A 24,910-nucleotide genomic window follows, 5' to 3' on the forward strand; every position below is an offset into this window, starting at 1 on the left:
ACAAAAACAGTCAGTCGTTGAGCAAGCGCCCGTGACGCAAAGGCTCGCGCCCCGCCACTTTAGCCAGCCAGAAACCGGGTTGGGCATAACGCAGTCGCTCAACGGCAAACAACACGCCGGATGTTCCTGCGCATACCGTACTGACCCGGTCGGATAAAGGATCAATCACTTCAAACAGCGGCTCGCCCACTTCAACCCAGGCGCCCACCGGACGTAAAAAACTCACCACACCGGGGTGCGGTGCAAATAACAACTCAGTGCCTTCGAATGGCATGCCTTCGCACGCTTCATACTGCGCTACCGGCCAGTCGCCAGTGATCAGCCCCTGCTCGGCCAGAAACGCCAGAATGCCCTCGGCATAAGCCTCAGCCTGCGGGCGCCCAGTATCGGCTTGCCCACCCAGCTCCAGCGTGGTTGCCATGCAGGCCAATGGAATCTGCGCATCAGCAAACTGGCGCTGCAAGCGCAGCCACGGCAACGAACAGGCTTCATCGAAGGAGCTGCCGCCCGAATCCTCGGCCAGCAGACCAACACGCACATCCAGTCGCGCAGCCAGCGAACACCACTGCGGCCAATGCTGAGGCAAGGCATACATATGCAGTGCAGCGTCGGTCTCGCAGTGCAGGTCAAGCACGATATCCGCGCTGCAGGCATGGCTCAGCAACACACGCTGCATGCCTTGCAGCTGGCTGGCTGCAGGGGGCAGTTCGGACAACACATCAAGCATTGCCTGACGGATCAGTCGGGTATTGGCGTGCGGATCTTCGCCCAGGCGTCCTGCCAGCTTCTGCGCTACCGGCTCGCTCAACTCAACGAAATCGCGGTTGAAGTTCTTGCCGCTGCCAAACTCAAAACGCCCCTGATGACTGCCTTGCAGCAGTTGGCCAAGCCCCAGGGGGTTGGCTACTGGCACCAATTCGATCACGCCGTTCAAGGCGCCTTGAGCTTCAAGTTCGGCCAGACGCTTCTTCAACTCCCAGGCACAGCGCATGCCCGGCAACTCATCGGCATGCAGGCTGGCCTGAATGTAGGCCTTGCGCTCACCCGCGCCAAACCGAAATACCGTCAAGTGGCGCTCAGAACCCAAGCTGTTCCAGGGCAACAGATGATCAATTCGTTCCATGTCAGGCCTTCCGTGGGGCCATGTAGCCCAGCCAGCGGCGCTCGGCCAGTTTGAACAGGCGCACCAGAATGAAGGTCAGACACAGGTAGAAAGCACCGGCCGTGATGTAGGCCTCAAACGGCAAGTAATACTGCGCATTGACGGTGCGCGCGGCGCCCGTAATGTCGATCAGAGTCACGATGGAGGCCAGACTGGTGGTCTGCAACATCATGATTACTTCGTTGCTGTATTGCGGCAGCGCCCGGCGCATGGCCGACGGCAGCAAGATACGGCGATACATTTTCGAGCGCGACATGCCCATTGCCTTGGCGGCTTCAATCTCGCCATTAGGCGTGGCCCGCAGGCTACCGGCAATGATTTCGGCGGTGTAGGCGCTGGTGTTGATGGCAAACGCCAAACACGCGCAGAACGTCGCACTGGACAACAGCGGCCACATGAAACTGTCACGAACGACTTCGAACTGAGCCAGGCCGTAGTAGATCAGGAACAGCTGGACCAGCATCGGCGTGCCGCGAATCACGTAGGTAAAAAGCCAGGCAGGGAGGTTGACCCAGGCTTGCTTGGAAACCCGCATCAGCCCCAGCGGGACTGCTGCCAGCAAGCCGAAAAACAGCGAAATGCCGAGCAATTTCACAGTTTCCAGAAGCCCGCTCAAGTACAGCGGCATGCTGGCCCAGATGACGTTGTAGTCAAAGATCATAGATCAGCCGCCCTTACGCCTACCGAGTAGCGCTTCTCAAGTTGTCGTAACGCCAGCAGCGAAACACTGGTCAGTACCAGGTACATCGCCGCAACCGCCAGGAAGAAAGTGAACGGCTCGCGGGTGGCATCTGCCGCCTGCTTGGCCTTGAACATCATGTCTTGCAAGCCGACTACCGAAATCAGGGCCGTGGCCTTGGTCAACACCAGCCAGTTATTGGTAAAGCCCGGAATCGCCAGGCGAATCATCTGCGGCACCAATACCCGGAAAAACACCTGAAACGAACTCATCCCGTACGCCATGCCGGCCTCAGCCTGCCCCTTGGGGATGGCCATGAAAGCACCACGAAAGGTCTCGGACAGGTAGGCACCAAAAATAAAGCCCAAAGTGCCAATACCGGCCGCCAGCGGGTTCAAATCAATATAGTCGTCGTAGCCCAGCATTGGCGCCACGCGATTGAGCAAGTCCTGACCGCCGTAAAAAATCAGCAAAATCAGCACCAGGTCGGGAATCCCGCGGATTACCGTTGAATACAGATCGCCCATCCAAGCCAGCCAACGTACCGGCGACAAGCGCAACGAAACACCGATCAGACCTAGAACAATGGCCAGGGCCATGGACGACAAGGCGAGCTGAAGCGTCAGCCAAGCGCCATCGAGGATGACAGCCCCGTAGCCTTTCAACATGATTCAGGTCCTCAGAAATGGGGATGAAAAAATGGCGCAAACTTCAGAGATCCTGTCGCTTGCGCCATTTCGGACGAATAACTGCGATGTATTACTGACCGTAAATATCGAAGTTGAAGTATTTGTCCTGGATTTGCTTGTACTTGCCGTTTTCACGCAGAGCCGTGATAGCAGCGTTGATCTTGTCTTTCAGGGCGTCGCCCTTGCGCACTGCGATACCCACGCCATCACCAAAGTATTTAACGTCGGTAAATGCCGGGCCTGCGAATGCGTAGCCTTTGCCAGCCGGGGTTTTCAGGAAACCGTCGTCCAGCAGGGTGGCGTCTGCAACGGTGCCATCAAGACGGCCCGCTTCTACGTCCAGGTAGATTTCGTTCTGCGAACCGTAAGGCACTACGACTGCACCTTTAGGTGCCAGAACTTCCTTGGCGAAACGGTCGTGGATCGAACCGCGCTGTACGCCGATTTTCTTGCCTTTGAGCTCATCCAGGCTGTCGCTGACCACAGTACCTTCCTTCATTACCAGGCGAGCCGGGGTCAGGTAGTACTTGTTGGTGAAATCGACAGACTTCTTGCGGTCTTCGGTGATGGACATCGAGGACAGGATCGCGTCGATTTTGCGTACTTTAAGCGCAGGGATCAGACCATCAAATTCTTGCTCGACCCACACACATTTGACCTGCATCTGCTCACACAGCGCATTACCGATGTCGTAGTCAAAACCTACGATACTGCCATCCGGGGCTTTGGAAGCAAACGGAGGGTAAGCGGCTTCAATACCAATCTTCAGAGGTTTTTCAGCAGCAAAAGCCTGCAGGGACAGCACGGACAGTGCCAGGGCGCCAAGAAGCACGAGTTTCTTCATCTTAGGACTCCATCGGTAAGGGCAATAAAAGCAGAGTGAGCCTAAGCCCAATATGCGGAGGTTAAACCGGGAATGCGGCGCAACGTCCTACTGGCGTTGAGCTGAAATCAGCACAACAACGACGAGCGAGTGATCGGCATTCTAACGACAGGCTTCAAGCCGTTATTTCTTCAATGCGACAACTAATTACAGATGCATCGAAAAAGGCGGTCTTGGATGTTGACAACTCTTCAAATAAATGCAAGAGGAAAAGACGTAGAACCTATAGAAGCTGCAAATAGCGGGCCTATTATTCGCAAACCCTTCTATTCCGGCAAGTGCAGCGTTTCATCTTATTTTATAGCGAGTCAAATAGGGCTCTAAAACGGTGCTTTGGGTGTCGGAATGCCCCGTTGCTGTGCAGCCGGTTACATATGCGGTAACACTCCCTCCAACACTTCTCCTGTCGCCGCTGCCGCAGGCAGCGATTTAAATTCAAAGCGAAGGCCCTGCGCCCCTTATCGCAGCCTTCGGCAGCGGCTACAAGACCATTAATAAAAAACCCCGCCAGGCAGCGCCGGGCGGGGCTCGATGACAATGAAAGCGCGTTACGCGACCTTCATGCTCTTGTGGGTTTCGATCAGATGTTGCACCACACCCGGATCGGCCAAGGTCGAAATATCGCCAAGACCGTCATACTCACCGGTAGCGATCTTGCGCAGGATCCGGCGCATGATTTTGCCCGAGCGGGTTTTCGGCAGGCCCGGCGCCCACTGGATCACATCCGGCGAGGCAATTGGACCGATCTCCTTGCGCACCCAATTTTTCAACTCAAGGCGCAACGCCTCACTCGGTTCTTCGCCACCATTGAGGGTGACGTAGACATAGATCCCCTGCCCCTTGATGTCATGCGGCACGCCAACCACTGCAGCTTCAGCGACTTTAGGGTGCGCCACCATCGCGCTCTCGATTTCAGCCGTACCCATCCGGTGTCCGGACACGTTCAGTACGTCATCCACACGACCGGTGATCCAGTAGTAGCCATCCTCGTCGCGACGCGCGCCGTCACCGGTGAAGTACATGCCACGGAAGGTCTTGAAGTAGGTGTCGACGAATCGATCATGATCGCCATACAAGGTCCGCGCCTGCCCCGGCCACGAATCAAGAATCACCAGATTACCCTCGGCAGCGCCCTCGATCAGGTTGCCCAGGTTATCCACCAGCCCCGGCACCACACCGAAGAACGGACGTGCAGCAGAGCCCGGCTTGAGCGCATGCGCACCCGGCAGCGGGCTCATCATGCAAGCCCCGGTCTCGGTCTGCCACCAGGTATCCACGATTGGGCAGCGCTGTTTGCCGACCGTTGTGTAGTACCAGTTCCAGGCCTCAGGGTTGATTGGTTCACCCACCGAACCCAGCAGGCGCAGGCTGGAGCCGTCGAAATCCTTAACCGCTGCCTGACCTTCAGCCATCATGGCGCGAATGGCGGTTGGCGCGGTGTAGAGAATGTTGACCTTGTGCTTGTCGACAATTTTCGACACACGAGTGATGTCCGGATAGTTCGGCACACCTTCAAACAGCAACGTGGTCGCGCCGTTGGCCAACGGCCCGTAAACGATATAGGTGTGACCGGTTACCCAACCCACGTCCGCCGTGCACCAGTAAACCTCGCCAGGACGGTAATCGAACACGCGCTCGTGGGTCATGGCCGCATACAGCAGGTAGCCACCCGTGGTGTGCTGCACACCCTTGGGCTTGCCGGTTGAGCCAGAGGTATAAAGGATGAACAAGGCTTCTTCGGCGCCCATTTCTTTCGGCGCGCAGTGCTTCGAGGCCACAGCCATCAAGTCGTGGTACCAGATATCACGGTGCTTGTACCAGGCAATGTCGCCGCCGGTGCGTTTGAACACGATAATCTTCTGCACGCTCGAGGTGTCAGGGTTGGTCAGTGCCACATCGACATTGGCCTTGAGTGCCGTGCGTTTGCCGCCACGCAGACCTTCGTCTGCAGTGATCACCACCTTGGACTTGCAGTCGATGATTCGCCCGGCCAGCGCCTCGGGCGAGAAGCCACCAAACACTACCGAGTGAATTGCGCCAATGCGGGTACACGCCAGCATGGCGACCACGGCTTCAGGCACCATCGGCATATAGATAGTGACAACGTCACCACGGTGTACATCCTGACCGCGCAAGGCGTTGGCCAGCTTGCACACTTCTTCGTGCAATTCGCGGTAGGTGATGTTGCGCTGCTCGGAAGGGTCGTCGCCCTCCCAAATGATCGCTACCTGATCGCCGCGCTCGGCAAGGTGGCGGTCCAGGCAGTTATAGGAAACGTTGAGGGTGCCGTCGGCGAACCATTTGATATCGACATGGTGATCGTCGAAGGAGGTCTGCTTGACGGTAGTAAAAGGCTTGATCCAGTCGAGACGCTTTGCTTGTTCGCGCCAGAAGCCATCCGGGTTGACGACGGACTGCTGGTACATCGCCTTGTAGGTCGCCTCGTCAGTCAGCGTATTAGCAGCGACTTCAGGGCGTACGGGATACAGGGAAGCGGCACTCATGTTTCATACCTCAATGCTTGTAGTTGTTGTTTTATGACCCTGTTTTAGCCGGGCCAGGCCGTGAGATCCATTCGACGTTGGTAGTAAGAAACACGCAGAAAAATCATGGTTTTTCTGCGCAAGGCTCAAGACCGGTACTTACAGCGTCTTACTGCTCAACGCTCACCTTGCAAACGTCAAAAAAGAACCCTGTTTTCGACGATTGTTGCAGAAACTGTCAATAGTCTTTATCAAAACTCCCTCTATATGCCCGGACGACACAGGCCTAAAATTCATCTCGCCAACCAAGGCACCGCGATTAACCCAAGTTACAGCCCCCACGAAGGCAAGTTTAATCGCTCTTCATTACTCGGTTTCACACGTAGCCTCACAAGGGCTGCGTGACCCCTCTCGACCTAAAACAGGTAATTTTGAAATGAAAGCGTTGTTAGTTCTGGCCCTGAGCAGTGTGTGTTTGACCGCCATGGCTGATGAAGTTAACGCACATGCTGCACATCAGCAGCCTGCCGTTGAACAGTATTCCTACTCGTCCGAACTGGATATCGCCAAAGTTATTTCCATGAGCGAAATCCCCAGCGTTTGCGAAGTCGTACCGGCCCAAATGGTCTACGAAGACTCGCAGGGCATGCAACACACCCTTGAGTACCGCGTAATGGGCAACGGTTGCTCCAACGGCTGATTAACGGCTCCCGATTTATTCCAGCGTTAATTAACTCACTTGTTAAAGCGATCCAACACGGCTCTTCTTGCAACTATCAACGTAACTTTATCGCCCTTGAAAAGTTGCCTGCCTGCGCCTGTATCGCACGGGAATTATTAAATGAAACGTTCATTGATTGTGGCTTTCAGTTTGTCCGTCCTCGCCAGCACCGCATTTGCCGCCGACGGTTATGACCGCACTCACGCAGCCACCTTTACCGAAGACGGTTACAACAGCACTCGCTCGGCCAGCTTTGCCGAAGATGGCTACGACAACACCCGCTCGGCCAGCTTTGCCGAAGATGGTTACGACAACACCCGCTCGGCCAGCTTTGCCGAAGATGGCTACGACAACACCCGCTCGGCCGCCTTTGCCGAAGACGGTTACGACCGCACCAACGGCCATCGCCTCAGCTAACACCGCATCGACTCGACGCCCGGTTTCGGCCGGGCTTGGTCTGCCCCGCATCAAAGCCCGCCTCATTCCCGCTCAAGCCGCAGGTCATTTGACCGCTTCGGCCCCTGGTAAAAAAACTTCTGCCCCGGTGAACCCGCGCTCAGCCGCAGCCATGCTTAAGCCCAACACAAATTTAGGGCGTTTCGTCGCATGCTCTAAAAAAATACTGGCTGAAATACCTTGTGCAAAAGCCGTATACTGCAGCCACCAAAAAGGCTTGAAATATCCCCTTGCCGGGCTATAAAACCACGCTGCTACAACCTCAAGGTCCAGGGTGAGTGCAGGTACGACCTCCTCCCCTGAGCGACAGCGGTACAAGCCACCGTACACATTCATGTTTTTGCGTGAGCACAACGCTACTGCAAGCAACATTTCTTAGATCCAAGTGGCCTATGGCCGTGTAAAAAACAAACCATCAGTGTTTTCACGCGGCTATCAGGCCCTCACGCAGGAGACGACACGTCATGCTGAGCTGGGACGAATTCGACAAAGAAGACGAAGGCGAAGTCGCCGTTAAAGGCGCCAACGCTGGCCACGCCACCGAAGCCAACATGGACCGCCTCGACGCCGCTGGCGGTGTTGCAGCCCAGGAAGCCCGTGCAGTTACAGCCAACGACTCGGCTGCGATCATTCGCGCCAAGGCCGCTCTGGACAACCTCGACATCGCTGAAGGTCTGGCCGAACTCGAAGGCGCTTCCGCCCGTGTTGCGGTTGACGAAAAGATGATGATCAACTGCCGCGCCGACCTCAACCAGCTCGTACCGTTCAAGTACGACTGGGCGTGGCAGAAGTACCTCGACGGCTGCGCAAACCACTGGATGCCGCAAGAAGTCAACATGACCGCCGACATCGCCCTCTGGAAAAATCCGGAAGGCCTGACCGACGACGAGCGTCGCATCGTGATGCGCAACCTGGGCTTCTTCTCCACAGCCGACTCCCTGGTTGCCAACAACCTGGTACTGGCCGTATACCGCCTGATTACCAACCCGGAGTGCCGCCAGTACATCCTGCGCCAGGCATTCGAAGAGGCGATCCACACCCACGCCTACCAGTACTGCATCGAATCGCTGGCCATGGATGAAGGCGAGATCTTCAACATGTACCACGAGATCCCGTCGGTCGCTAAAAAAGCCACCTGGGGCCTGAAGTACACCCGTTCGATCTCCGATCCGAAGTTCGAAACCGGCACCGTCGAAACCGACAAGGAACTGCTGCGCAACCTGATCGCCTACTACTGCGTTCTGGAAGGCATCTTCTTCTACTGCGGCTTCACGCAGATCCTGTCGATGGGCCGTCGCAACAAAATGACCGGTGTTGCCGAGCAGTTCCAGTACATCCTGCGCGACGAATCCATGCACCTGAACTTCGGCATCGACGTGATCAACCAGATCAAAATCGAAAACCCGCACCTGTGGGACGCTGAAATGAAGGAAGAAGCTTCGCAGATGATCCTGCAAGGCACCCAGCTGGAAATCGAATACGCACGCGACACCATGCCGCGCGGCGTACTGGGCATGAACGCAGCGATGATGGAGGACTACCTCAAGTTCATCGCCAACCGTCGCCTGTCGCAGATCGGCCTGAAAGAAGAATACCCGGGCACCACCAACCCGTTCCCATGGATGAGCGAAATCATGGACTTGAAGAAAGAGAAAAACTTCTTCGAAACGCGGGTTATTGAATACCAAACCGGCGGCGCGTTGAGCTGGGATTGATACGGGGGCTTGATTCAAGCCATTCGTAACAAGCAAAAAGGGCCAACAATTGTTGGCCCTTTTTTTGTGCACGTTGTTCCGACATAAATGACCTCCCTCCTTGCAAATTTCAGACTCGCCCAGTGAAAATATACCTTTCATTTTTTTGTGTTTTATTCCCCTTTATGAAACTCAAAAATTCAGAATCCGCCTGCCATAACGCAGCCAACTTCGTGAAGGACTTGCCAGCAGGTTCCAGGCTGCTAAGTTCATCAACAGCCACAGCCCACCAAAGATACTTGCAAGTATCAAGATAAGAAGAACGATCAGCCTGCTTACCCAATAGATAGAACTTGGCTACCTTTCGGGAAGTAGAGCATTGCCCCCTGAACCTCCATCTAAGCTGTAAGCGATTGCGCAGCGAGTTATTTGGAAGCCGGTCGGGAACAGCAAATGTCGCTCTTGGCAAGTCATCGCGATAGCCCTCGCCCTGCTCTTCGAAAAACGCCTGGTACATTGCATGGTGATAGCGCTTCACCGAGAAATAGTGATTGATGCAGTCATTGGCCTCGACGACTTTCCGACCGGCCAACATAAATGACATCGCGATTTGCTCAATCGTAAGGAGCGTTACGCCATGATGAGTCCATTGATCAATCAAACTGATGACCCCCTCGAGAAGACCCCCGTTGGCCTTGGTCATCCCGCAAATCCCGCTATTGAACAGCCTCAAGGCAGGTACGGGTACTTTATTTTCAGCCTTGAGATGTGTAACTAGTGCGCTGAACTCCGAGCGCCGGGAAGCTTCGTCCCAATACCACTCAAACTCATCCATCAAAAACTGATCATCAGTGACGCGTTTGAACAGTTGTGCAGGGTCTTTGAAAAAAACCGTATCGGTATCAGTGAAAATAGTTTTGCCAGCAAGCGCAACACCTGCCTGGATCGCGCAAGCCTTGCGCCGATGATAATAATCGCCTGCACCTTGCCAGGCATCCAGTGTCATAGCGTCCAGAGGCAACACTGTGATTGGCCAGCCATCAAAAGCTTCCGGCTGGTCAGTCATCAGCGTAATCGTAAAGTCCGCTGAAACCTTCCTGTGGCGTAGCGCCGACAAAATACTGAACTTCGCCTCATGCCGATAAACAGCCTTGTCGCCATACAGCAGATACAGAAGTTGATTGGTAGCGAGGGCGGGATGAATTGCAGATTGAGTCATTTCTTCCGGTACCGCTATTTCAGATAAGGGGGCACATTCAAACAGGCATCATCCGACTACCAAAAAACCTTTTTCAGGGTTTCTGTTGTGTCTCGGCGTAGTGATCACTCAATCCCGAACAGTCATGCTGATGCCCTTCCATAATTCGTTAATCTGGTTGTGGGATTAACTCGTAAGCAAGAGCACCCGAACGTCCCTGAACGGGGCAATTCTTAGACTTAGTTGAAATAAAAGATTTAGGACTTTTCTGGGATGAGCGAAGAAATTTCTTTATTGATGAAATCTTCGAACTGGGTTGCCAGGCGGGCGGAAATGCGGAGGGGGTAAACCAGCTACGTGACCCTCATTATCGAAATATTCGACCCTTACGTCACACGCAAAAACCTGCAAAAAAACGGCTGGGCAGCTGGTTTAACCGGCCAGCACGTATCAAGAAATGAGTTTGATCCACGATAAAAATAACTGTATAAAAAAACAGTATTTTTTCAAGCACTGACTCAGCTCTGGAGAACCCCCATGCCCCATTCAGCCATGCGCAGCACGTATGAACGCATCGTCATTAATCAATTTACTCCACTGCACTGCGCGCAAGCCCGTGAAATGCTTGGCTGGAGTTTCGAGCACCTGAGTGAACAGTCCACCGTTTCAGTGCCCGCCATTCAACGCTTTGAAGCCGGAGCGCCTGTACGCGATGTCACTCGCCTGGCCCTCGCATACAGTCTGGAAGCGCAAGGGCTGGTGTTCTTCCCCGGGTTTTCACCCGGCCGTGGAGGCAATGTTCGCGGCACAACGCCAGATCCGATGGGCCGCGATGACTTTGCCATGATCGAGTAAAAGAACGACCTTGATTACCCGCCAGTGTGCGCCTCAAGCCACCAGGCACGACCTTTGTGAGGTTGCATCAGGTTGAATCCCTCCCCCATTTGCGGCGTTGTGATGAGCACATTATGTTGCTCTGCCAACGCCACAATCCGGTCAAAGGGTTCGGACCAGGCATGAAAGGCCAAGTCAAAGGTGCCGTTGTGAATAGGCATTAACCAGCGTCCATTCAGGTCGATATGGGCTTGCAAGCTGTGCTCGGGCTGCATGTGTACATGCGGCCAGTCAACGTTGTAGGCGCCCGTTTCCATCAAGGTCAGATCAAATGGCCCAAACTGCTCACCGATCAATTTGAAACCATCGAAATACCCCGAATCACCACTGAAAAAAATCCGTACCTCATCAACAATCATCACCCAGGACGCCCAAAGCGTCTGGTTATGATCAAACAGACCTCGGCCTGAAAAATGCTGGGACGGGGTCGCGATAAAGTGAATGCCTCCACATTGGGTGTCCTGCCACCAGTCCAGTTGCTGAACTTTACTGGCCGGCACTCCCCACTTGATGAGCAAATCCCCTACACCCAGGGGCGCCAAAAAATGCTGTGTTTTGGCTGCCAGGCGCAACACGGTTTTTTGATCCAGATGGTCATAGTGATTATGGGAAAGTATCACTGCCTCCAAAGGAGGAAGCTGATCAAGGCTGATCGGTGGCGCATGAAAACGCTTGGGGCCAGCCCACTGGAACGGTGAGGCACGCTCTGCGTAGACCGGATCGGTCAGCCAGTATTTGCCGTTGAGCTTGAGCAACAAGGTCGAATGCCCCAGCCGATACACACTGAAATTCGGTGCGGCATCCAACTGTTCACGAGTCAGTGACTTGACCGGGATCACACCTGCCGGACGAGTATCCGAAGGCTTTTGAAAAATCATTTTCCAGAAAATACCCAAGGTCTTGCCCAGGCTGGAGGACGGTCTTACGCCATCATTCAAAAATGCGCCTTGATGACGTTCAGCGGGTTTAGGTCCCTCTGCACCGTGTGAGTCGAGTGCCATGGCTGAAGGCTCCAGTGAAAAAGTGAGTATTAACTTGCTTTTCAGTCCATGAAAGGTTGATCGTCATTTTATAAACGCCTGTAGTGGTAGCAGACACTGCTTAACTTGCACCACAGGGTCGGTCTCTACCTCAGGGGCTGGAAGAGACCGAAAAATCGTTTCAAAAAAAACAACATATCTGCGATGTATTCTCGACAATGCTTATCAGCAAGCCAACAATCGGCCAGAGACTACCAAGCAGTTGCCGGATACTCAGCCCAAACATCTTGCGCAGATAACCATGGACAATAAAAGAGGCAAAGGTCTGTCGTTCGCCAAGCGCATTTATGCGCCACGGATCATTGGCTCTGGGTTTGGCGGCATCGGCTTGATGGCGGCTCTCTATCCGCTCGACAGGTCTGCCTGGGTGTGGGTACTGCTGCTGATCAATGCGTTTGCATGGCCGCACTTGGCATATCAGCTGTCATCACGTGCGACGTATCCGTATAGGGCTGAACGCCGCAATATTTTGATCGACTCTCTGTGTGGGGGGTTTTGGGCTGCGAGCATTCAGTTCAATCCTCTGCCAACGGTTATCATCGTGTCGATGATGATGATGCATAACGTCGCGGCAGGTGGCCCAAAATTGCTGCTCCGTGGAGCGCTGGCGCAATTGGCAGGTGCCCTGATTGCGTCGTTGCTGTTCGGTATTGCCTTTACTCCCCATACCACCAGCCTGCAAGTTTATGCCTGCGTGCCCGTACTGATCCTTTACCCTTTCGCTGTAGGCATGGTCAGTTATGGCCTGGCAATCACTTTGGCGGAACATAAGCGGACACTCAGCACCCTCAGCCGTACCGATAGCCTTACCGGTCTGCTTAATCACGGCTACTGGAAAGACCTGTTACAGCTCAGCTTCCTCAAGTGCCAAGAAAACCATTCCACTGCAACGCTGGTACTAATTGATATCGACCATTTCAAGAATATCAATGACACCTACGGACATATCGTGGGCGACAGTGTATTGCGCCAGCTCAGCAAGGAGCTCAAGAATAACTTGCGTGCCGAAGACCTCGCCGGGCGATATGGCGGTGATGAATTCTGCGTCATCCTGCCCAACCGTTCGCTGGCCCAAACCACGGAAATCATGGAGCGGCTGCGCCATGTGTTCGCCAACTTTCAATACTGCGACGAACCTGATCTGAACGTTAGCCTGAGCATTGGGCTAGCCACCTGCCGCCCCGAGTTCCTGCACGCCAACATGTGGTTGAACGAAGCCGATAAAGCCCTGTACATCGCAAAAAACACGGGCCGTAACAAAATCAGTGTTGGTGCCGCAGACACACTTCCAGAGTCGGTTTTGAGCGGCAGTTCCGGTTGAACCCATCACGCAAGCGAAACCAGAAGAGAGCCCTATGGCCATTGAAGATACAGCCACTCCAGCGCCCACAAGGAAAACCGATCACTTGCGTTTTCATCGGGCCTACGAACACTTGGCGCCAACCTTCGGCAATGACCGGTTTGCCTTAAGGGCTGAAGCATTTGCGCGCTTCTTTGGCACCCCGGCCTTTCTCGGCGCACAAACCCTGATCGTGGTGATATGGGTATGCCTGAATGTGTTTGGCGTGGCGCACTTTGATATTTATCCGTTCATCCTGCTCAATCTCGCGTTCAGCTTGCAATCGGCCTATGCCGCGCCCTTGATCCTGCTCGCTCAAACGCGCCAAGCCGCGCGCGACAAGGCCCAGTCCGATGCAGATGCCCAGCACCGCGAGGCTCTGGCCGTGGCCAATACCGAACGGCAAGCCGCCGCGGCTCAAACCACAGAACAGATCATGACGCTGCTGGAACAAAACACCCGGCTAACCGAAATGACCAAACAGTTGACCGAGCGGATTGAAAGCCTGACCACGGAAATGCACCAACACTTCGTGCGCAAAGAGTCCTGAGGGTTGCAGGCACTCAGCTTATACAGCGGCGCACGGCCGAAATTTCAGGCACGTCCTGACGCTGCATATACACACGTAAAGGCTCGGTAATGTTCAGACGGTCGTCGATGTTTTGATCCAGCAATAACTGGATCAACTCGCGCTTGAGGGTCATGGTGTCTGCGCCAGCAGACTGCCAAACAAACTCGCTGGTAGGCGTGATGTTGTCGTCAGCGACATCCATCCCGAAAGAATCTTCACTAAAACGGACAATGTGCTGGCTTGTCTTACGATTGAAACCAACAAAACCGTTAAGTAGATCGGCGGCCTGACAGATTAGTTGCGAAGTGATACGCATGGTAAACCTCACTAACGAGCCCCAAGGGCTCTGGAACGATGGTTTACACGCAAGACTTGATGCTTGTCCCTCTGCCGGGGACGCTGCTGCGCCCAAGAGTACTGCACATTTGCAGGAAAAATCGCAAAAAAAAACATTACACAGGTCCATGTCGATCTGCCCGTCGCTTGGCCCCCTATTGTTCTGATTGAAAGGAATTCGACCAATGCCTGACACTTTTGGCAAAAGCGCCCTGCTACTGATCCTGGCCATGAGCGCCGTACAAACCGCCAGCGCGGTAAACACCATTGAAGCGGCACAAGCCAACGCTCACGGTATCCCGCACCCGGCAGTTATTGCCCATCGGGGTGCGTCATTCGATGCCCCGGAATCAACCGCAGCAGCCTACACCCTGGCCCGAGACTTGGGCGCCGACTATCTGGAAATGGACCTGCAACGCAGCAAGGATGGTGTTCTGTTTGCGCTGCATGACAACAGCCTGTTACGTACCACCGATGTGGCCAAAAAATTCCCGGAGCGCAAAGACAGCCCCGCCAGCGCCTTTACCCTCGCAGAACTTAAAACCCTGGATGCAGGCAGTTGGTTCAACCAGTCTTACCCGACACGCGCACGTCAATCCTACGTAGGACTGCCGATTTTGACTCTGGACGAAATCATCGATATCGCCCAAGGCAATCCGCAACACAAACCGGGCCTGTACATCGAAACCAAAGAACCCAAGCAATTTCCGGGTATTGAACACGACCTGAAAAACAAGCTGAACGAACGAGGCTGGCTTGAGCCTGCGACAGGAGCGAAAGCGGAACCGCAGGTCGGTCAGGGCAAAGGCCGGGTGATTTTGCAAACCTTCGAGAAAAGCAGCCTTGGGTTGTTGCAAAAAGAAATGCCCGACACACCAAAAATCCTCTTGCTGTGGGTGGGTGAAGACTCCATTACGCCCAAGACCACGCTCAGTTTCGCCGATTCTGGCGAGAAGGATAAAGCCGCGTACTACGCCAAGCAGCAACCCAAAGACCAGGCAGAGTTCATCCGATGGCTTGATATTGCCAAGACCAACGGAGCAATCGGCACAGGCCCATCGGCAGCACTCACCCACGGCGGTGACCAGAGTTATGCCGACCTGATCCAGCCGTGGATGAACAAGGCCACCCACGACAAAGGCATGCTGGTGCACGTGTACACCCTCGACGAACCTGTGGACTTCAAAAAAGCAATGGCCGCAGGCGTCGACGGCATTTTCACTAACCGTGCCAGTGAACTGCTCAAGTACTTCCAGCGTCCAGCACCACAAACCGTTAACCAACTGCTGGAAAAAAATGGCTACTAGCAAGTAACAGGGCGAAAATTAAGGATGAGTTAAGTTGCGCCGGGTAGTCTGAGCCCACTTAAACAAATCAACCCCAAGGGACTCAACATGAAATCACTTAATCTAGTATTCGCCACTGTTGCCCTGGCCTTGACTGCTGGTGTTGCCCAGGCCGATGTACGCCCTGACCATATTCCTGGCCTGATCAAATCGGGTGAAATCACCTCATTTGAAAAGTTGAATCAAGCAGCGCTGGATAAACATCCGGGCGCGACCATTCTCGACACCGAGCTTGATCACTCCTACGGCAAACTGGTTTATGAAGTTGAATTGCGCGACAGCAAAGGTATTAAGTGGGACGTCGATCTCGACGCAAAAACTGCTGAAGTGCTGCAGGACAAACAAGACACCTGAGTTAATTTAAATAAAAAGGCCGCGCCACTCTTTATGAAGGGCGCGGCTTTTTTGTTTTGTCTGTAGAAATTTATACAAATACCCCATGAATTTGTACCTTGCTCAAGTGTTCTGGCTAAAATCAACTTTTTAAGCAAGAGCATTTCCCATGGCGCAAGGCGCGGCAGACGATATTGCAACAATTAACCGGATCAGTGCTGTGCCTGCGATCCTGCAGGTCATCACTGAAATGACCGGTATGCGCTTTGCCGCCGTTGCCCGAGTCACCCAGACCACCTGGACCGCCTGTGCGGTACTCGACAACCTGGGCTTTGGCTTGCAGGCGGGTGGGGAACTGGATCTGGTCAGCACACTGTGCTTTGAAAGCATGAACTCGCATCTGCCGATCATCATCGACAACGCCAGTACAGACCCGCTGTACCAGCACCATCACACGCCAAAACTGTATCGTTTCGAGAGCTACATCACGATTCCGGTGTGGCGTACCGACGGCAGTTTTTTTGGCACTCTGTGCGCTCTTGACCCAGATCCAGCAAGCCTCAAAGCCAGCACCATCCAGTCCACAATGGAGTCATTTGCACGTCTGCTTTCTCTGCAAATTGACGCTGAAGAAAGCCTGCAGCGTACCGAAACGGCGCTGTTACAGGAGCGCGAAAATGCAGAGTTGCGCGAGCAATTTATCGCCGTTATCGGCCATGACTTGCGCAACCCGTTATTCGCTATCACCACAGCCGCCGAGTGTTTGTTACGCAGGCACCCCAGCCCGTCAACTGATGTTCTGGTGCAGCACATCCTGACTTGCGGTCATCGTGCATCGCAGTTAGTAGAGGACGTACTGGACTTTGCTCGAGGCCGCCTCGGCAGCGGAATCCCCGTAACCCTGTGCGAATGCCTCGATCTCGATCAAGTGTTCAGCCACGTGGTTTCGGAAGTACAAAGCGTTCATCCCGACCGCTGGATCCAGTCTGACATCGGACCACTCGAAGGCATTCAATGTGACAGTGGCCGTTTGGCTCAACTGCTCTCCAACCTGCTGGCCAATGCCATTACCCATGGTTCTCTCACCGGTTCGGTGCGGGTTGAAGCCCTGATCCTGGATGGGGTTTTCAGGCTCTCGGTCTCGAACCAAGGCAAACCCATCCCGGCCGAACTCCTGCCCGATATCTTCAAGCCCTATACACGCTCGGCCAACCACACACCGCAAGCCGGTCTTGGCCTTGGGCTGTACATTGCCAGCCAGATAGCCCTGTCCCACGGCGGCCATCTGGAAGTAGCCTCGGATGAAGAAAACGGCACGATTTTTACCTTTAGCCTGCCGCTGCCCTGAAGGTCGACCTGCGAAAAATCTGTATTTGGGCTCGGGATAAGTAGAAACTGACGCACTGTTCAGCGGTAACTGATGTAAAGCGTCAGCTACCTCCCATTGCGCCCCGACAGAATTCCGACATGCACATCCGCCTCTGCGCTTATGAAGCCCTCACCCCTCTCCAGCGCGAACAATTGCTGGGGATTGAGGTTCATCCTGAGCAAATCGCTTTTTGCGGCAATATCGAGTCGGCTCTGCACTCGCTGCCTGCCCAAGCACATGACGGGATCAAAGGATTGGCACTGCTAACCGATGAACTACCGGTGGCCTTTCTACTCCTTAAGCGCCAACTACTTTTGCCTCATTGGGCAGAAACTGGCAGCGCCACCTTGCACGCACTGCAGGTCGACAGTCGGATGCAAGGCCAAGGATTAGGCAAAGCCTGTCTGCGCGAACTACCCCAGGCCATTCATCGGTTTTGGCCCGAAGTTCGTCAGTTGATGCTGTCTGTAAGTCCGTTCAACGCCAGCGCCCTGGCTTTTTACCTGAGCCAGGGGTGGGTCGAGCAGGGCGAGGCCTATCGCGGTGAACGACGTCTGGTGCTGTCGCTGAAACCCATGTCGCCGCGGCTGTTACAGGCCGGTTAAGCGGGCTTGTTAACCGGTAGCCAGATCTCTACCACCCCTGTGCCGGTGTCAGGATTGAAGTCTGCGCTGTAGCGCTCGAACTCGGGCGCATCAACCGCTTCGTAGCCAGAGTTGGGCAGCCAGTCGTTCCAAATCGCCTGAAAAGTCTGTGCAAGAGTATCCAGTGGGCCGCGATGCTCGAAGACCGCGTAGGCATGCTCTTGCAACTCAATCCAGCGATACCGCTCAGGCAGGTCGTCCAGCTTGCTGATAGCCACGCCGGCAATGTATTCAAAGCCGCCTTCGCCATCCGGATTACAACAAACACCGTAGGTTTCCTCGCCAATTTGACTTGGCACCTTTCCGATCTCCGGGATGAACTGGTCCCACAAATGAGGAATTCGATCAGAGGTCTCCTGAGTGAAACGCCCACCCAAGCCCGCGATCAGTTGAAACTGACCTTTGGCAAATCGCGGAGCTGGCAGTTCGAACTTTTTTAGTTGATCCATGGGACATGCTCGATCGAGTAAGTAGGAAACACAGCAATTGAGTATAGGAACAAAAACGCAGCTTGGTCGTACCCGCGAAAAAATAGACCCTGGCGGCATCTAGACAAAAGGCCATCATCGCCAGTATTGTTTTGTTCAGACCACCGCAGTGGTCAACGTCGCTCGGACGGTTCCGGGCGCTTACGTATCAGAGGCACACATGGCAGACCAAGGTTCGCCGCGACGCTTTGCGCGCATAGATCGACTCCCCCCCTACGTTTTCAACATCACTGCTGAACTGAAGATGGCCGCCCGACGTCGGGGCGAAGACATCATCGACTTCAGCATGGGTAACCCTGACGGCCCGACGCCACCCCATATCGTAGAAAAGCTCTGCACTGTCGCACAGCGTGAAGACACGCACGGCTACTCGACTTCGCGTGGTATTCCACGTCTGCGCCGGGCTATTTCACGCTGGTATGCCGACCGTTACAACGTCGAGATTGATCCCGAGCACGAAGCCATTGTCACTATCGGTTCCAAGGAAGGCCTGGCGCACTTGATGCTTGCCACTCTGGACCAAGGCGACACCGTGCTGGTGCCCAACCCCAGCTACCCGATTCACATTTACGGTGCCGTGATTGCCGGTGCCCAGGTGCGTTCGGTGCCCCTGATCCCTGGCGTGGACTTTTTTGCCGAACTGGAAAAAGCCATTCGCGGCTCGATCCCCAAGCCGAAAATGATGATTCTGGGGTTCCCGTCCAACCCCACGGCGCAATGCGTTGAGCTGGATTTCTTCGAGCGCGTGGTAGCCCTGGCCAAACAATACGATGTATTGGTGGTTCACGACCTGGCCTACGCCGACATCGTCTACGACGGCTGGAAAGCCCCTTCGATCATGCAAGTGCCGGGCGCCAAGGACATCGCGGTGGAGTTTTTCACCCTGTCAAAAAGCTACAACATGGCAGGCTGGCGCATTGGCTTTATGGTGGGTAATCCGGAGTTGGTCAATGCTCTGGCGCGAATCAAGAGCTACCACGACTATGGCACCTTCACCCCGCTGCAAGTGGCGGCGATTGCTGCGCTCGAAGGCGACCAGCAGTGCGTCAAGGATATTGCCGAACAGTACCGTCAGCGCCGCAACGTGATCGTCAAAGGGCTGCATGAACTGGGCTGGATGGTCGAAAACCCGAAAGCTTCGATGTATATCTGGGCCAAGATTCCCGAGGCTTACGCGCATCTGGGCTCACTGGAATTCGCCAAGAAGCTGTTGGCGGATGCCAAGGTCTGTGTGTCGCCAGGCGTAGGATTTGGTGAGTACGGCGACGATCATGTGCGCTTTGCCCTGATTGAAAATCAGGATCGAATTCGTCAGGCGCTACGCGGTATTCGCGCTATGTTCCGGGCTGACGGCTTGAGCGCCAGCTAAGTTTCTGTAGCCGCTGCCGTAGGCTGCGATGGGTTGCACGGCAACCCTGTTTGAAGGGCCTGCGGCCCTTCAAACAGCCTGGCGGCAGCGGCTACAAATACTCGTTAAACCACCAACGACAGCAGCAGAATAAAGATCAAACCTACAACCGACAGGATGGTTTCCATCGCGGTCCAGGTTTTGAAGGTTTCAGCCACGGTCATGTTGAAGTACTGCTTCACCAGCCAGAAACCCGCATCGTTGACGTGAGACAGAATCAACGACCCCGCCCCCGTTGCCAGCACCAGCAGCTCGCGGTTTACACCCGGAATCATGTCCACTACCGGCAATACAATCCCAGCCCCGGTAATCGTCGCTACGGTCGCAGAACCGGTCGCGATACGAATCACCGCAGCCACCAGCCAAGCCAACAGGATCGGTGAGATTTGCGCGTTCACCGCCATATGGCCGATCACGTCACCCACACCACTAGCCACAAGCATTTGCTTGAAGCCGCCGCCTGCACCAATGATCAGAATGATTGCAGCGGTCGGAGCCAGGCTCGCGTCGAGCAGTTTCAGGATGCGTTTTGAATCAATACCCTGACGAGCACCAAAGGTGTAAAGCGCCAGCAGCAATGCCAGCAACAGGGCGCTGATCGGGTGACCGATCATGTCCATCCACACACGGAAGAAGTTGCCATCCGGCAGCGCAACGTCCGCGAACGTCTTGAGCAACATCAGGAACACCGGCAGCAGCACAGTGATCAAGGTGATGGAAAAGCTCGGCAGCGTGCTTGATTCCGGCTCGCTCGCCAGTTGGTCCATCAACTCCTGCGAAGCATGACCGGGAATGTATTTAGCGATAAACGTACCGTAAATAGGACCGGCAATGATCGCCGTTGGCAGCGCAACGATCAGGCCATACAAAATGGTCTTGCCGATATCAGCCCCAAATACGCCAATGGCCAGCAACGGGCCCGGGTGCGGCGGCACCAACCCGTGTACAGCCGACAAACCGGCGAGCAGCGGGATACCGATTTTGATGATCGAGACACCGGTGCGGCGCGCAACGATAAACACCAGCGGGATCAACAGTACAAAGCCGATTTCGAAGAACAGCGGAATGCCGACCAGGAATGCGGCAAACATCATCGCCCACTGCACCTTTTCCTTGCCGAATGCACGGATCAAGGTACGGGCGATTTGATCTGCACCGCCAGAGTCAGCCATCATTTTGCCAAGCATGGTGCCCAGCGCCAGGATGATCCCGACAAAGCCCAACACACCACCAAAGCCGTCCTGGAACGATTTGATGATCAGATTGGCAGGCATACCGGCCGTCAGGCCCAAAAATGCCGACGCAATGATCAATGCGATAAAGGGATGCAGCTTGAATCGGGTGATCAATACGATCAAGCCGATGATGGTCACTACTGCGTCAAGCAGCAGAAACGTATTGTGGGACATGCCTAGCATGGGGCGTCTCCTGCCTTTTTGTTGTTATCCAGTACGTGTGTGCCGCTACGGCCGAGGCAGATAGCGCTATCTGTTTGAAACAACATCATGAAGTTGCCATTACCGTCTGCTCGCACCACCAGTCTCGGGCAGCGCTCGCTAATTGCTTAACGTTCATCTCACCTGCGTTCAAGGTCAGTACCAATGACTCATTGGTCGGTGACTCAAGCGCAGCGAACTGACTGTCGATCAGCGTCTTGGGCATAAAGTGCCCCGGACGATCGGCCACTCGAGCAGCAGCGACTTCAGGGGTGAGCTCAAGAAACACAAAGCCCAAACCGTCAACCGCACTGCGCAAGCGCTCGCGATAACGCAGTTTCAGCGCCGAGCAGGTCAGGACCGGGCGCTGGCCGTTAGCAACCGCACGACGCAATTCATCGCACAGGCTGTCTAGCCAGCCGGCACGGTCTTCATCGGTCAGGGGGATACCGGCACTCATTTTGTCTATATTGGCCGCTGGGTGAAACGCATCACCTTCAATCGGAGTTGCGCCATTGAGATGGCACAGTGCCTGGCTAACGCTGGACTTGCCGCAGCCGGCGACGCCCATGATGACCAGAGCAGTAATAGGTTGACTCATGAAACACCTCAGTCCGTAGACAGCGCTGTCTTTGTCCGTGCGTTCAATACTTGAAAGCAAAGCACAAAGCCTAGGCTACCGACGTCTATTTCTCATTTTTATGGGGAGACGCGGTGACGCTCTCGACATACAAAGCTGGGGTAACTGACTTGCTCGCAATCAGGCAATTGCGGGCACGCCAGGACAGCGCTACCTTAGTGACTTGTTTTTTGTTTGGCAAGCCGCCCCGATGACCTCCTCTAAAAACGATAAAAACACCCGAACCACGGGTCGCCCTACCCTTAATGAAGTTGCCCGCCTCGCCGGGGTCAGCCCCATTACCGCCTCCCGCGCCTTGCGCGGTATCAGCAGCGTCGCCATCGAGCTTGCAGAAAAGGTGCGGATGGCCGCCGCCGACCTGAACTACGTGGTCAATCCGGCCGCTCGGGCACTCGCCTCGGCGCAGAGCCACTCCGTAGTCGTGCTGGTGCCTTCATTGTCCAACCTGCTGTTTATCGACACTCTCGAAGCTATCCATGCCGTATTGCGCCCCAAGGGTTTTGAAGTATTGATCGGCAACTTTCACTACTCGCGCGATGAAGAAGAAAACCTGCTGCGCAACTACATGGCCTACCAGCCACGCGGTCTGTTGCTGACAGGCTTTGACCGCTCCGAAAGCTCCCGGCGCATGATCGAAACCAGCAATGTCCCTTGCGTGTACATGATGGAACTGGATGCTGCCGAGGGCCTGAACTGCGTAGGCTTTTCTCAGTTGAAGGCCGGTGAAACCGCCGCCCGGCATTTGATCTCCCGTGGGCGCCGACGTTTGGCCTATATCGGCGCTCAACTCGATCAGCGGACGCTGTTGCGGGGCGAAGGCTACCGTCGCGCCTTGCAGGAAGCAGGCTTGTACAACCCTGACCTTGAAGTGTTGACGCCCCGCCCTTCCTCTGTGGGCCTTGGCGGTGAGTTGTTTTTACAATTGCTCGCCAGCCATCCGCAGGTTGATGCCATATTTTTCGGCAACGATGACCTTGCCCAAGGGGCCCTGCTGGAGGCAGCGCGCACCGGGATAAAAATCCCGGAGCAGATTGCGGTACTAGGCTTTAACGACCTGCCGTCTTCGGAGTTTATGGTGCCGCGCCTCAGCAGTATTCGCACACCTCGGGAAGCCATTGGCCGCCGCGCAGCCGAGCAGATGCTCACACTGATGGCGGGCAATAAAGTGTCCAACCCGGTACAAGACATGGGGTTTGAATTGATGGTGCGCGAGAGCAGTTAATGCAACTGCAACGTCGAGTTGAACTGGCTGATAGCATCGACCACATGCCTGGAGCCTTGCTGGATCTCCAGAATTGCCTCTCCCGCCTCATTGGCCAGTTCAACACCCAGCCCGGTTCGGCTCAGGCTCGACTGCATGCTGGTGACCGCACTGAGCGATAGGTCATGGTTTCTGCGTACCACTTCAACAATTTCCAGTGTGGCCGCACTGGTGCGCGCCGCCAGGTTTCTGACCTCATCTGCCACCACTGCAAAACCGCGCCCGTGCTCCCCAGCCCTTGCCGCCTCTATCGCGGCATTGAGCGCCAGCAAGTTGGTCTGATCGGCGATCCCGCGAATGGTCTGCACAATCTTGCCAATGCTGTCCGACTGCTTGCTCACGGCATCAATGCTCTGCGCAGCTTCATTGAGGTCCCTGGAAATGGCCTCGATGATTTGCACCGTCTGCTGAACCACCTGCGACCCCTTCTGCGCGCAGGCGTCGTTTTGCACCGAAGTGCTGTGGGCCGATTCGGCAGCAGTTTGCAGGTTGGTGACCTGAGCGGTGATATCGCTGGCGAACTTCACTATTTTGTACAACCGGCCTTTGGCATCGAAAATCGGGTTGTAGGACGCTTCAAGAAAAACCGTATGACCGTATTTGTCGACCCGCTCAAAACGTCTGGAATGGTATTCACCTCGGTTGAGCGAGGCCCAGAAAGATTTATATCCGGCTGATTCGCTCTCACTTCGACGACAGAACATGCCGTGGTGTTGGCCAACAATTTCGTTCAATGAGTAATGCATGGTGTCGAGAAAGTTCTGGTTGGCATTGATCACCCGCCCATCAGGTGAAAACTCGATGACGGCCATGGAGCGGCTCAGGGCATTCACGATGCTCTGGTTTTCGTGCTCTTTATTGATTTGCTCGGTGATGTCCGAAGCAACCTTGATCACACGGGTGACCTGCTGGTCTGAACCGACAATGGGCATATAGCTGGCTTCCAGCCATACCTCACGCCCCGACTTGTCAAGCCGTGAGAAGGTGCCGCTCAACGGTTCGCCGCGTTCCAGATCGCGCCAAAAATGGCTGTAGTCGCTGCATTTGATGTAAGACTGTTCACAAAAAAGTCGATGGTGTTTGCCACGAATCTCGTCAACGGAATAACCCATGACCCGACAAAAGTTCTCGTTGGCATCCAGGATGGTGCCATCAGGGGCGAACTCAATAATAGCCATGGAGCGACTGATGGCCTGCACTTTGGCTGCCATGTCATTTAACAAGCTATTGAGGCGTTGATTCTCAAGCTGATCGGCTTTTCGGTGCGAACTAAACATGGCTCAATCCCTGGAGGTGCTGTCTATTGATAATTCAAAAGTGTCCAAGACACAGCAAACCACCTGCGCTTTTAACTCTTAACGTTAGAGCTGTACGCACTTCGAGGGTTTAAGCACTTAGCGCCCGGCCCCGTGAAACAGGAGCATAGCTAGCCAAATAACGGGTGCAAGCAAATGGCCATCAACTTGCGACGAAACGCACAGGCTTAAAAAATAATCCAAATGGAGGATGCGGCGTTTAAAAGTACGACAGGAGCCCGAGAACCGAGCTCCTGGAGAGTTACTTAATGCCCAAACAACCCGCTATCGGACTTTTTGGATTTTTTATCAGCGCGTTTTTCGTCAGCTGTTTTGGCCGGTTTTTTCTTCGCTGCTTTCTTTGAATCCATGCCTTTAGCCATGTTGTGCGCTCCAGTGTTCAGGGATGTGGACTCAGGTATAGCACTGATCACGCGCGAACTTTTATTTAAAACCGTTTATTCGAAAAAGAACGATAAAACTTACGTTTTAATTCCGAATAGACCTCAACAGTAAATATCGGCAACACCACAAAACCCGCGCCA

At 54.6% G+C, this 24,910-nt stretch carries 25 protein-coding genes and 1 pseudogene; 12 read left to right on the forward strand and 14 right to left on the reverse strand.

Going from position 1 to position 24,910, the window contains the following annotated elements:
• Window positions 1-10: 10 nt before the first annotated feature.
• From V6L79_RS21560 to acs, 5 genes are all read right to left on the reverse strand, one after another.
• Window positions 11-1,123, reverse strand: coding sequence for a succinylglutamate desuccinylase/aspartoacylase family protein (locus V6L79_RS21560; RefSeq protein WP_261739319.1), 1,113 nt, complete (start codon window positions 1,121-1,123; stop codon window positions 11-13).
• Window position 1,124: 1 nt separating this feature from the next.
• Complete coding sequence (locus V6L79_RS21565) at window positions 1,125-1,823, reverse strand: ABC transporter permease (RefSeq protein WP_261739320.1); 699 nt, start codon at window positions 1,821-1,823, stop codon at window positions 1,125-1,127.
• Window positions 1,820-2,509, reverse strand: a complete 690-nt coding sequence (locus tag V6L79_RS21570; protein WP_261739321.1) for an ABC transporter permease — start codon at window positions 2,507-2,509, stop codon at window positions 1,820-1,822. Before V6L79_RS21570 ends, V6L79_RS21565 begins: the two co-directional genes overlap by 4 nt.
• A 91-nt stretch (window positions 2,510-2,600) precedes the next feature.
• Entirely contained in the window at window positions 2,601-3,374 is a 774-nt protein-coding gene (locus V6L79_RS21575; RefSeq protein ID WP_261739322.1) for an ABC transporter substrate-binding protein, read from the reverse strand.
• A gap of 587 nt (window positions 3,375-3,961) precedes the next feature.
• The gene (acs, locus tag V6L79_RS21580; protein WP_261739323.1) at window positions 3,962-5,917 is read right to left on the reverse strand and encodes an acetate--CoA ligase; all 1,956 of its coding nucleotides are present in this window, start codon (window positions 5,915-5,917) and stop codon (window positions 3,962-3,964) included.
• Window positions 5,918-6,332: 415 nt separating this feature from the next.
• Between acs and V6L79_RS21585 the strand changes: the two genes are divergently transcribed.
• Entirely contained in the window at window positions 6,333-6,596 is a 264-nt protein-coding gene (locus V6L79_RS21585; RefSeq protein WP_261739324.1) for a DUF2790 domain-containing protein, read from the forward strand.
• A gap of 141 nt (window positions 6,597-6,737) precedes the next feature.
• The gene (locus V6L79_RS21590; RefSeq protein WP_261739325.1) at window positions 6,738-7,034 is read left to right on the forward strand and encodes a hypothetical protein; all 297 of its coding nucleotides are present in this window, start codon (window positions 6,738-6,740) and stop codon (window positions 7,032-7,034) included.
• An 84-nt stretch (window positions 7,035-7,118) separates the two neighbouring features.
• Here V6L79_RS21590 and V6L79_RS21595 read toward each other — a convergent pair whose 3' ends face one another.
• Entirely contained in the window at window positions 7,119-7,445 is a 327-nt protein-coding gene (locus V6L79_RS21595) for a hypothetical protein (protein ID WP_261739326.1), read from the reverse strand.
• 92 nt (window positions 7,446-7,537) lie between these two features.
• On the opposite strand from V6L79_RS21595, the gene V6L79_RS21600 reads away from it, so the two are divergent.
• Window positions 7,538-8,788 (forward strand): ribonucleotide-diphosphate reductase subunit beta, encoded by a 1,251-nt coding sequence (locus V6L79_RS21600; protein WP_261739327.1) that lies wholly within the window; start codon window positions 7,538-7,540, stop codon window positions 8,786-8,788.
• A gap of 109 nt (window positions 8,789-8,897) precedes the next feature.
• Here the strand turns inward: V6L79_RS21600 and V6L79_RS21605 are convergent, their stop codons facing one another.
• Complete coding sequence (locus V6L79_RS21605) at window positions 8,898-9,986, reverse strand: hypothetical protein (RefSeq protein WP_338579491.1); 1,089 nt, start codon at window positions 9,984-9,986, stop codon at window positions 8,898-8,900.
• 516 nt (window positions 9,987-10,502) lie between these two features.
• Here V6L79_RS21605 and V6L79_RS21610 point away from each other — a divergent pair.
• The gene (locus V6L79_RS21610; RefSeq protein WP_321834264.1) at window positions 10,503-10,820 is read left to right on the forward strand and encodes a helix-turn-helix transcriptional regulator; all 318 of its coding nucleotides are present in this window, start codon (window positions 10,503-10,505) and stop codon (window positions 10,818-10,820) included.
• 14 nt (window positions 10,821-10,834) lie between these two features.
• Here V6L79_RS21610 and V6L79_RS21615 read toward each other — a convergent pair whose 3' ends face one another.
• Window positions 10,835-11,860, reverse strand: a complete 1,026-nt coding sequence (locus V6L79_RS21615) for an MBL fold metallo-hydrolase (protein ID WP_338579492.1) — start codon at window positions 11,858-11,860, stop codon at window positions 10,835-10,837.
• Between the two features lie 280 nt (window positions 11,861-12,140).
• Here V6L79_RS21615 and V6L79_RS21620 point away from each other — a divergent pair, with 280 nt between their 5' ends.
• Together V6L79_RS21620 and V6L79_RS21625 are read left to right on the forward strand one after the other, a co-directional pair.
• Window positions 12,141-13,220 carry a diguanylate cyclase gene (locus V6L79_RS21620; protein ID WP_261739332.1) on the forward strand — a complete coding sequence of 360 codons (1,080 nt, stop codon included), beginning with the start codon at window positions 12,141-12,143 and terminating at the stop codon, window positions 13,218-13,220.
• Window positions 13,221-13,254: 34 nt separating this feature from the next.
• The gene (locus tag V6L79_RS21625) at window positions 13,255-13,788 is read left to right on the forward strand and encodes a DUF1003 domain-containing protein (protein WP_261739333.1); all 534 of its coding nucleotides are present in this window, start codon (window positions 13,255-13,257) and stop codon (window positions 13,786-13,788) included.
• Between the two features lie 13 nt (window positions 13,789-13,801).
• Here V6L79_RS21625 and V6L79_RS21630 read toward each other — a convergent pair whose 3' ends face one another.
• On the reverse strand, window positions 13,802-14,125 hold the full coding sequence (locus tag V6L79_RS21630) for a DUF2025 family protein (protein ID WP_261739334.1): 324 nt from the start codon (window positions 14,123-14,125) through the stop codon (window positions 13,802-13,804).
• A gap of 205 nt (window positions 14,126-14,330) precedes the next feature.
• On the opposite strand from V6L79_RS21630, the gene V6L79_RS21635 reads away from it, so the two are divergent.
• From V6L79_RS21635 to V6L79_RS21650, 4 genes are all read left to right on the forward strand, one after another.
• Window positions 14,331-15,452, forward strand: coding sequence for a glycerophosphodiester phosphodiesterase (locus V6L79_RS21635; RefSeq protein ID WP_338579493.1), 1,122 nt, complete (start codon window positions 14,331-14,333; stop codon window positions 15,450-15,452).
• Window positions 15,453-15,539: 87 nt separating this feature from the next.
• The gene (locus V6L79_RS21640) at window positions 15,540-15,845 is read left to right on the forward strand and encodes a PepSY domain-containing protein (RefSeq protein WP_261739336.1); all 306 of its coding nucleotides are present in this window, start codon (window positions 15,540-15,542) and stop codon (window positions 15,843-15,845) included.
• Window positions 15,846-15,993: 148 nt separating this feature from the next.
• Window positions 15,994-17,172: a GAF domain-containing sensor histidine kinase gene (locus tag V6L79_RS21645; RefSeq protein ID WP_261739337.1), complete on the forward strand. Its 1,179-nt coding sequence runs from the start codon at window positions 15,994-15,996 to the stop codon at window positions 17,170-17,172.
• A 119-nt stretch (window positions 17,173-17,291) separates the two neighbouring features.
• Window positions 17,292-17,798, forward strand: coding sequence for a GNAT family N-acetyltransferase (locus V6L79_RS21650; RefSeq protein ID WP_321834267.1), 507 nt, complete (start codon window positions 17,292-17,294; stop codon window positions 17,796-17,798).
• On the opposite strand, the gene V6L79_RS21655 is transcribed toward V6L79_RS21650, so the two are convergent.
• Window positions 17,795-18,286: a GyrI-like domain-containing protein gene (locus tag V6L79_RS21655; RefSeq protein WP_261739339.1), complete on the reverse strand. Its 492-nt coding sequence runs from the start codon at window positions 18,284-18,286 to the stop codon at window positions 17,795-17,797. The genes V6L79_RS21650 and V6L79_RS21655 overlap by 4 nt on opposite strands.
• A gap of 199 nt (window positions 18,287-18,485) precedes the next feature.
• On the opposite strand from V6L79_RS21655, the gene alaC reads away from it, so the two are divergent.
• Window positions 18,486-19,694: an alanine transaminase gene (gene alaC, locus V6L79_RS21660; protein ID WP_321834268.1), complete on the forward strand. Its 1,209-nt coding sequence runs from the start codon at window positions 18,486-18,488 to the stop codon at window positions 19,692-19,694.
• Between the two features lie 104 nt (window positions 19,695-19,798).
• On the opposite strand, the gene V6L79_RS21665 is transcribed toward alaC, so the two are convergent.
• Both V6L79_RS21665 and V6L79_RS21670 read right to left on the reverse strand, forming a co-directional pair.
• Window positions 19,799-21,151 (reverse strand): GntP family permease, encoded by a 1,353-nt coding sequence (locus V6L79_RS21665; protein ID WP_261739341.1) that lies wholly within the window; start codon window positions 21,149-21,151, stop codon window positions 19,799-19,801.
• 85 nt (window positions 21,152-21,236) lie between these two features.
• Complete coding sequence (locus V6L79_RS21670; protein ID WP_261739342.1) at window positions 21,237-21,770, reverse strand: gluconokinase; 534 nt, start codon at window positions 21,768-21,770, stop codon at window positions 21,237-21,239.
• 229 nt (window positions 21,771-21,999) lie between these two features.
• On the opposite strand from V6L79_RS21670, the gene V6L79_RS21675 reads away from it, so the two are divergent.
• Entirely contained in the window at window positions 22,000-23,031 is a 1,032-nt protein-coding gene (locus V6L79_RS21675) for a LacI family DNA-binding transcriptional regulator (protein WP_338579494.1), read from the forward strand.
• Here the strand turns inward: V6L79_RS21675 and V6L79_RS24815 are convergent.
• Both V6L79_RS24815 and V6L79_RS24820 read right to left on the reverse strand, forming a co-directional pair.
• Entirely contained in the window at window positions 23,028-23,597 is a 570-nt protein-coding gene (locus tag V6L79_RS24815; RefSeq protein WP_395246986.1) for a methyl-accepting chemotaxis protein, read from the reverse strand. The genes V6L79_RS21675 and V6L79_RS24815 overlap by 4 nt on opposite strands.
• Window positions 23,577-24,347 (reverse strand): annotated as a pseudogene (locus V6L79_RS24820) (PAS domain-containing protein); the annotation flags it as partial. The pseudogene V6L79_RS24820 and the gene V6L79_RS24815, both read right to left, overlap by 21 nt.
• Window positions 24,348-24,910 lie beyond the last annotated feature (563 nt).

The sequence above is a fragment of the Pseudomonas sp. ML2-2023-6 genome (assembly GCF_037055265.1).
In the GTDB taxonomy this organism is placed as follows: domain Bacteria; phylum Pseudomonadota; class Gammaproteobacteria; order Pseudomonadales; family Pseudomonadaceae; genus Aquipseudomonas; species Aquipseudomonas kulmbachensis.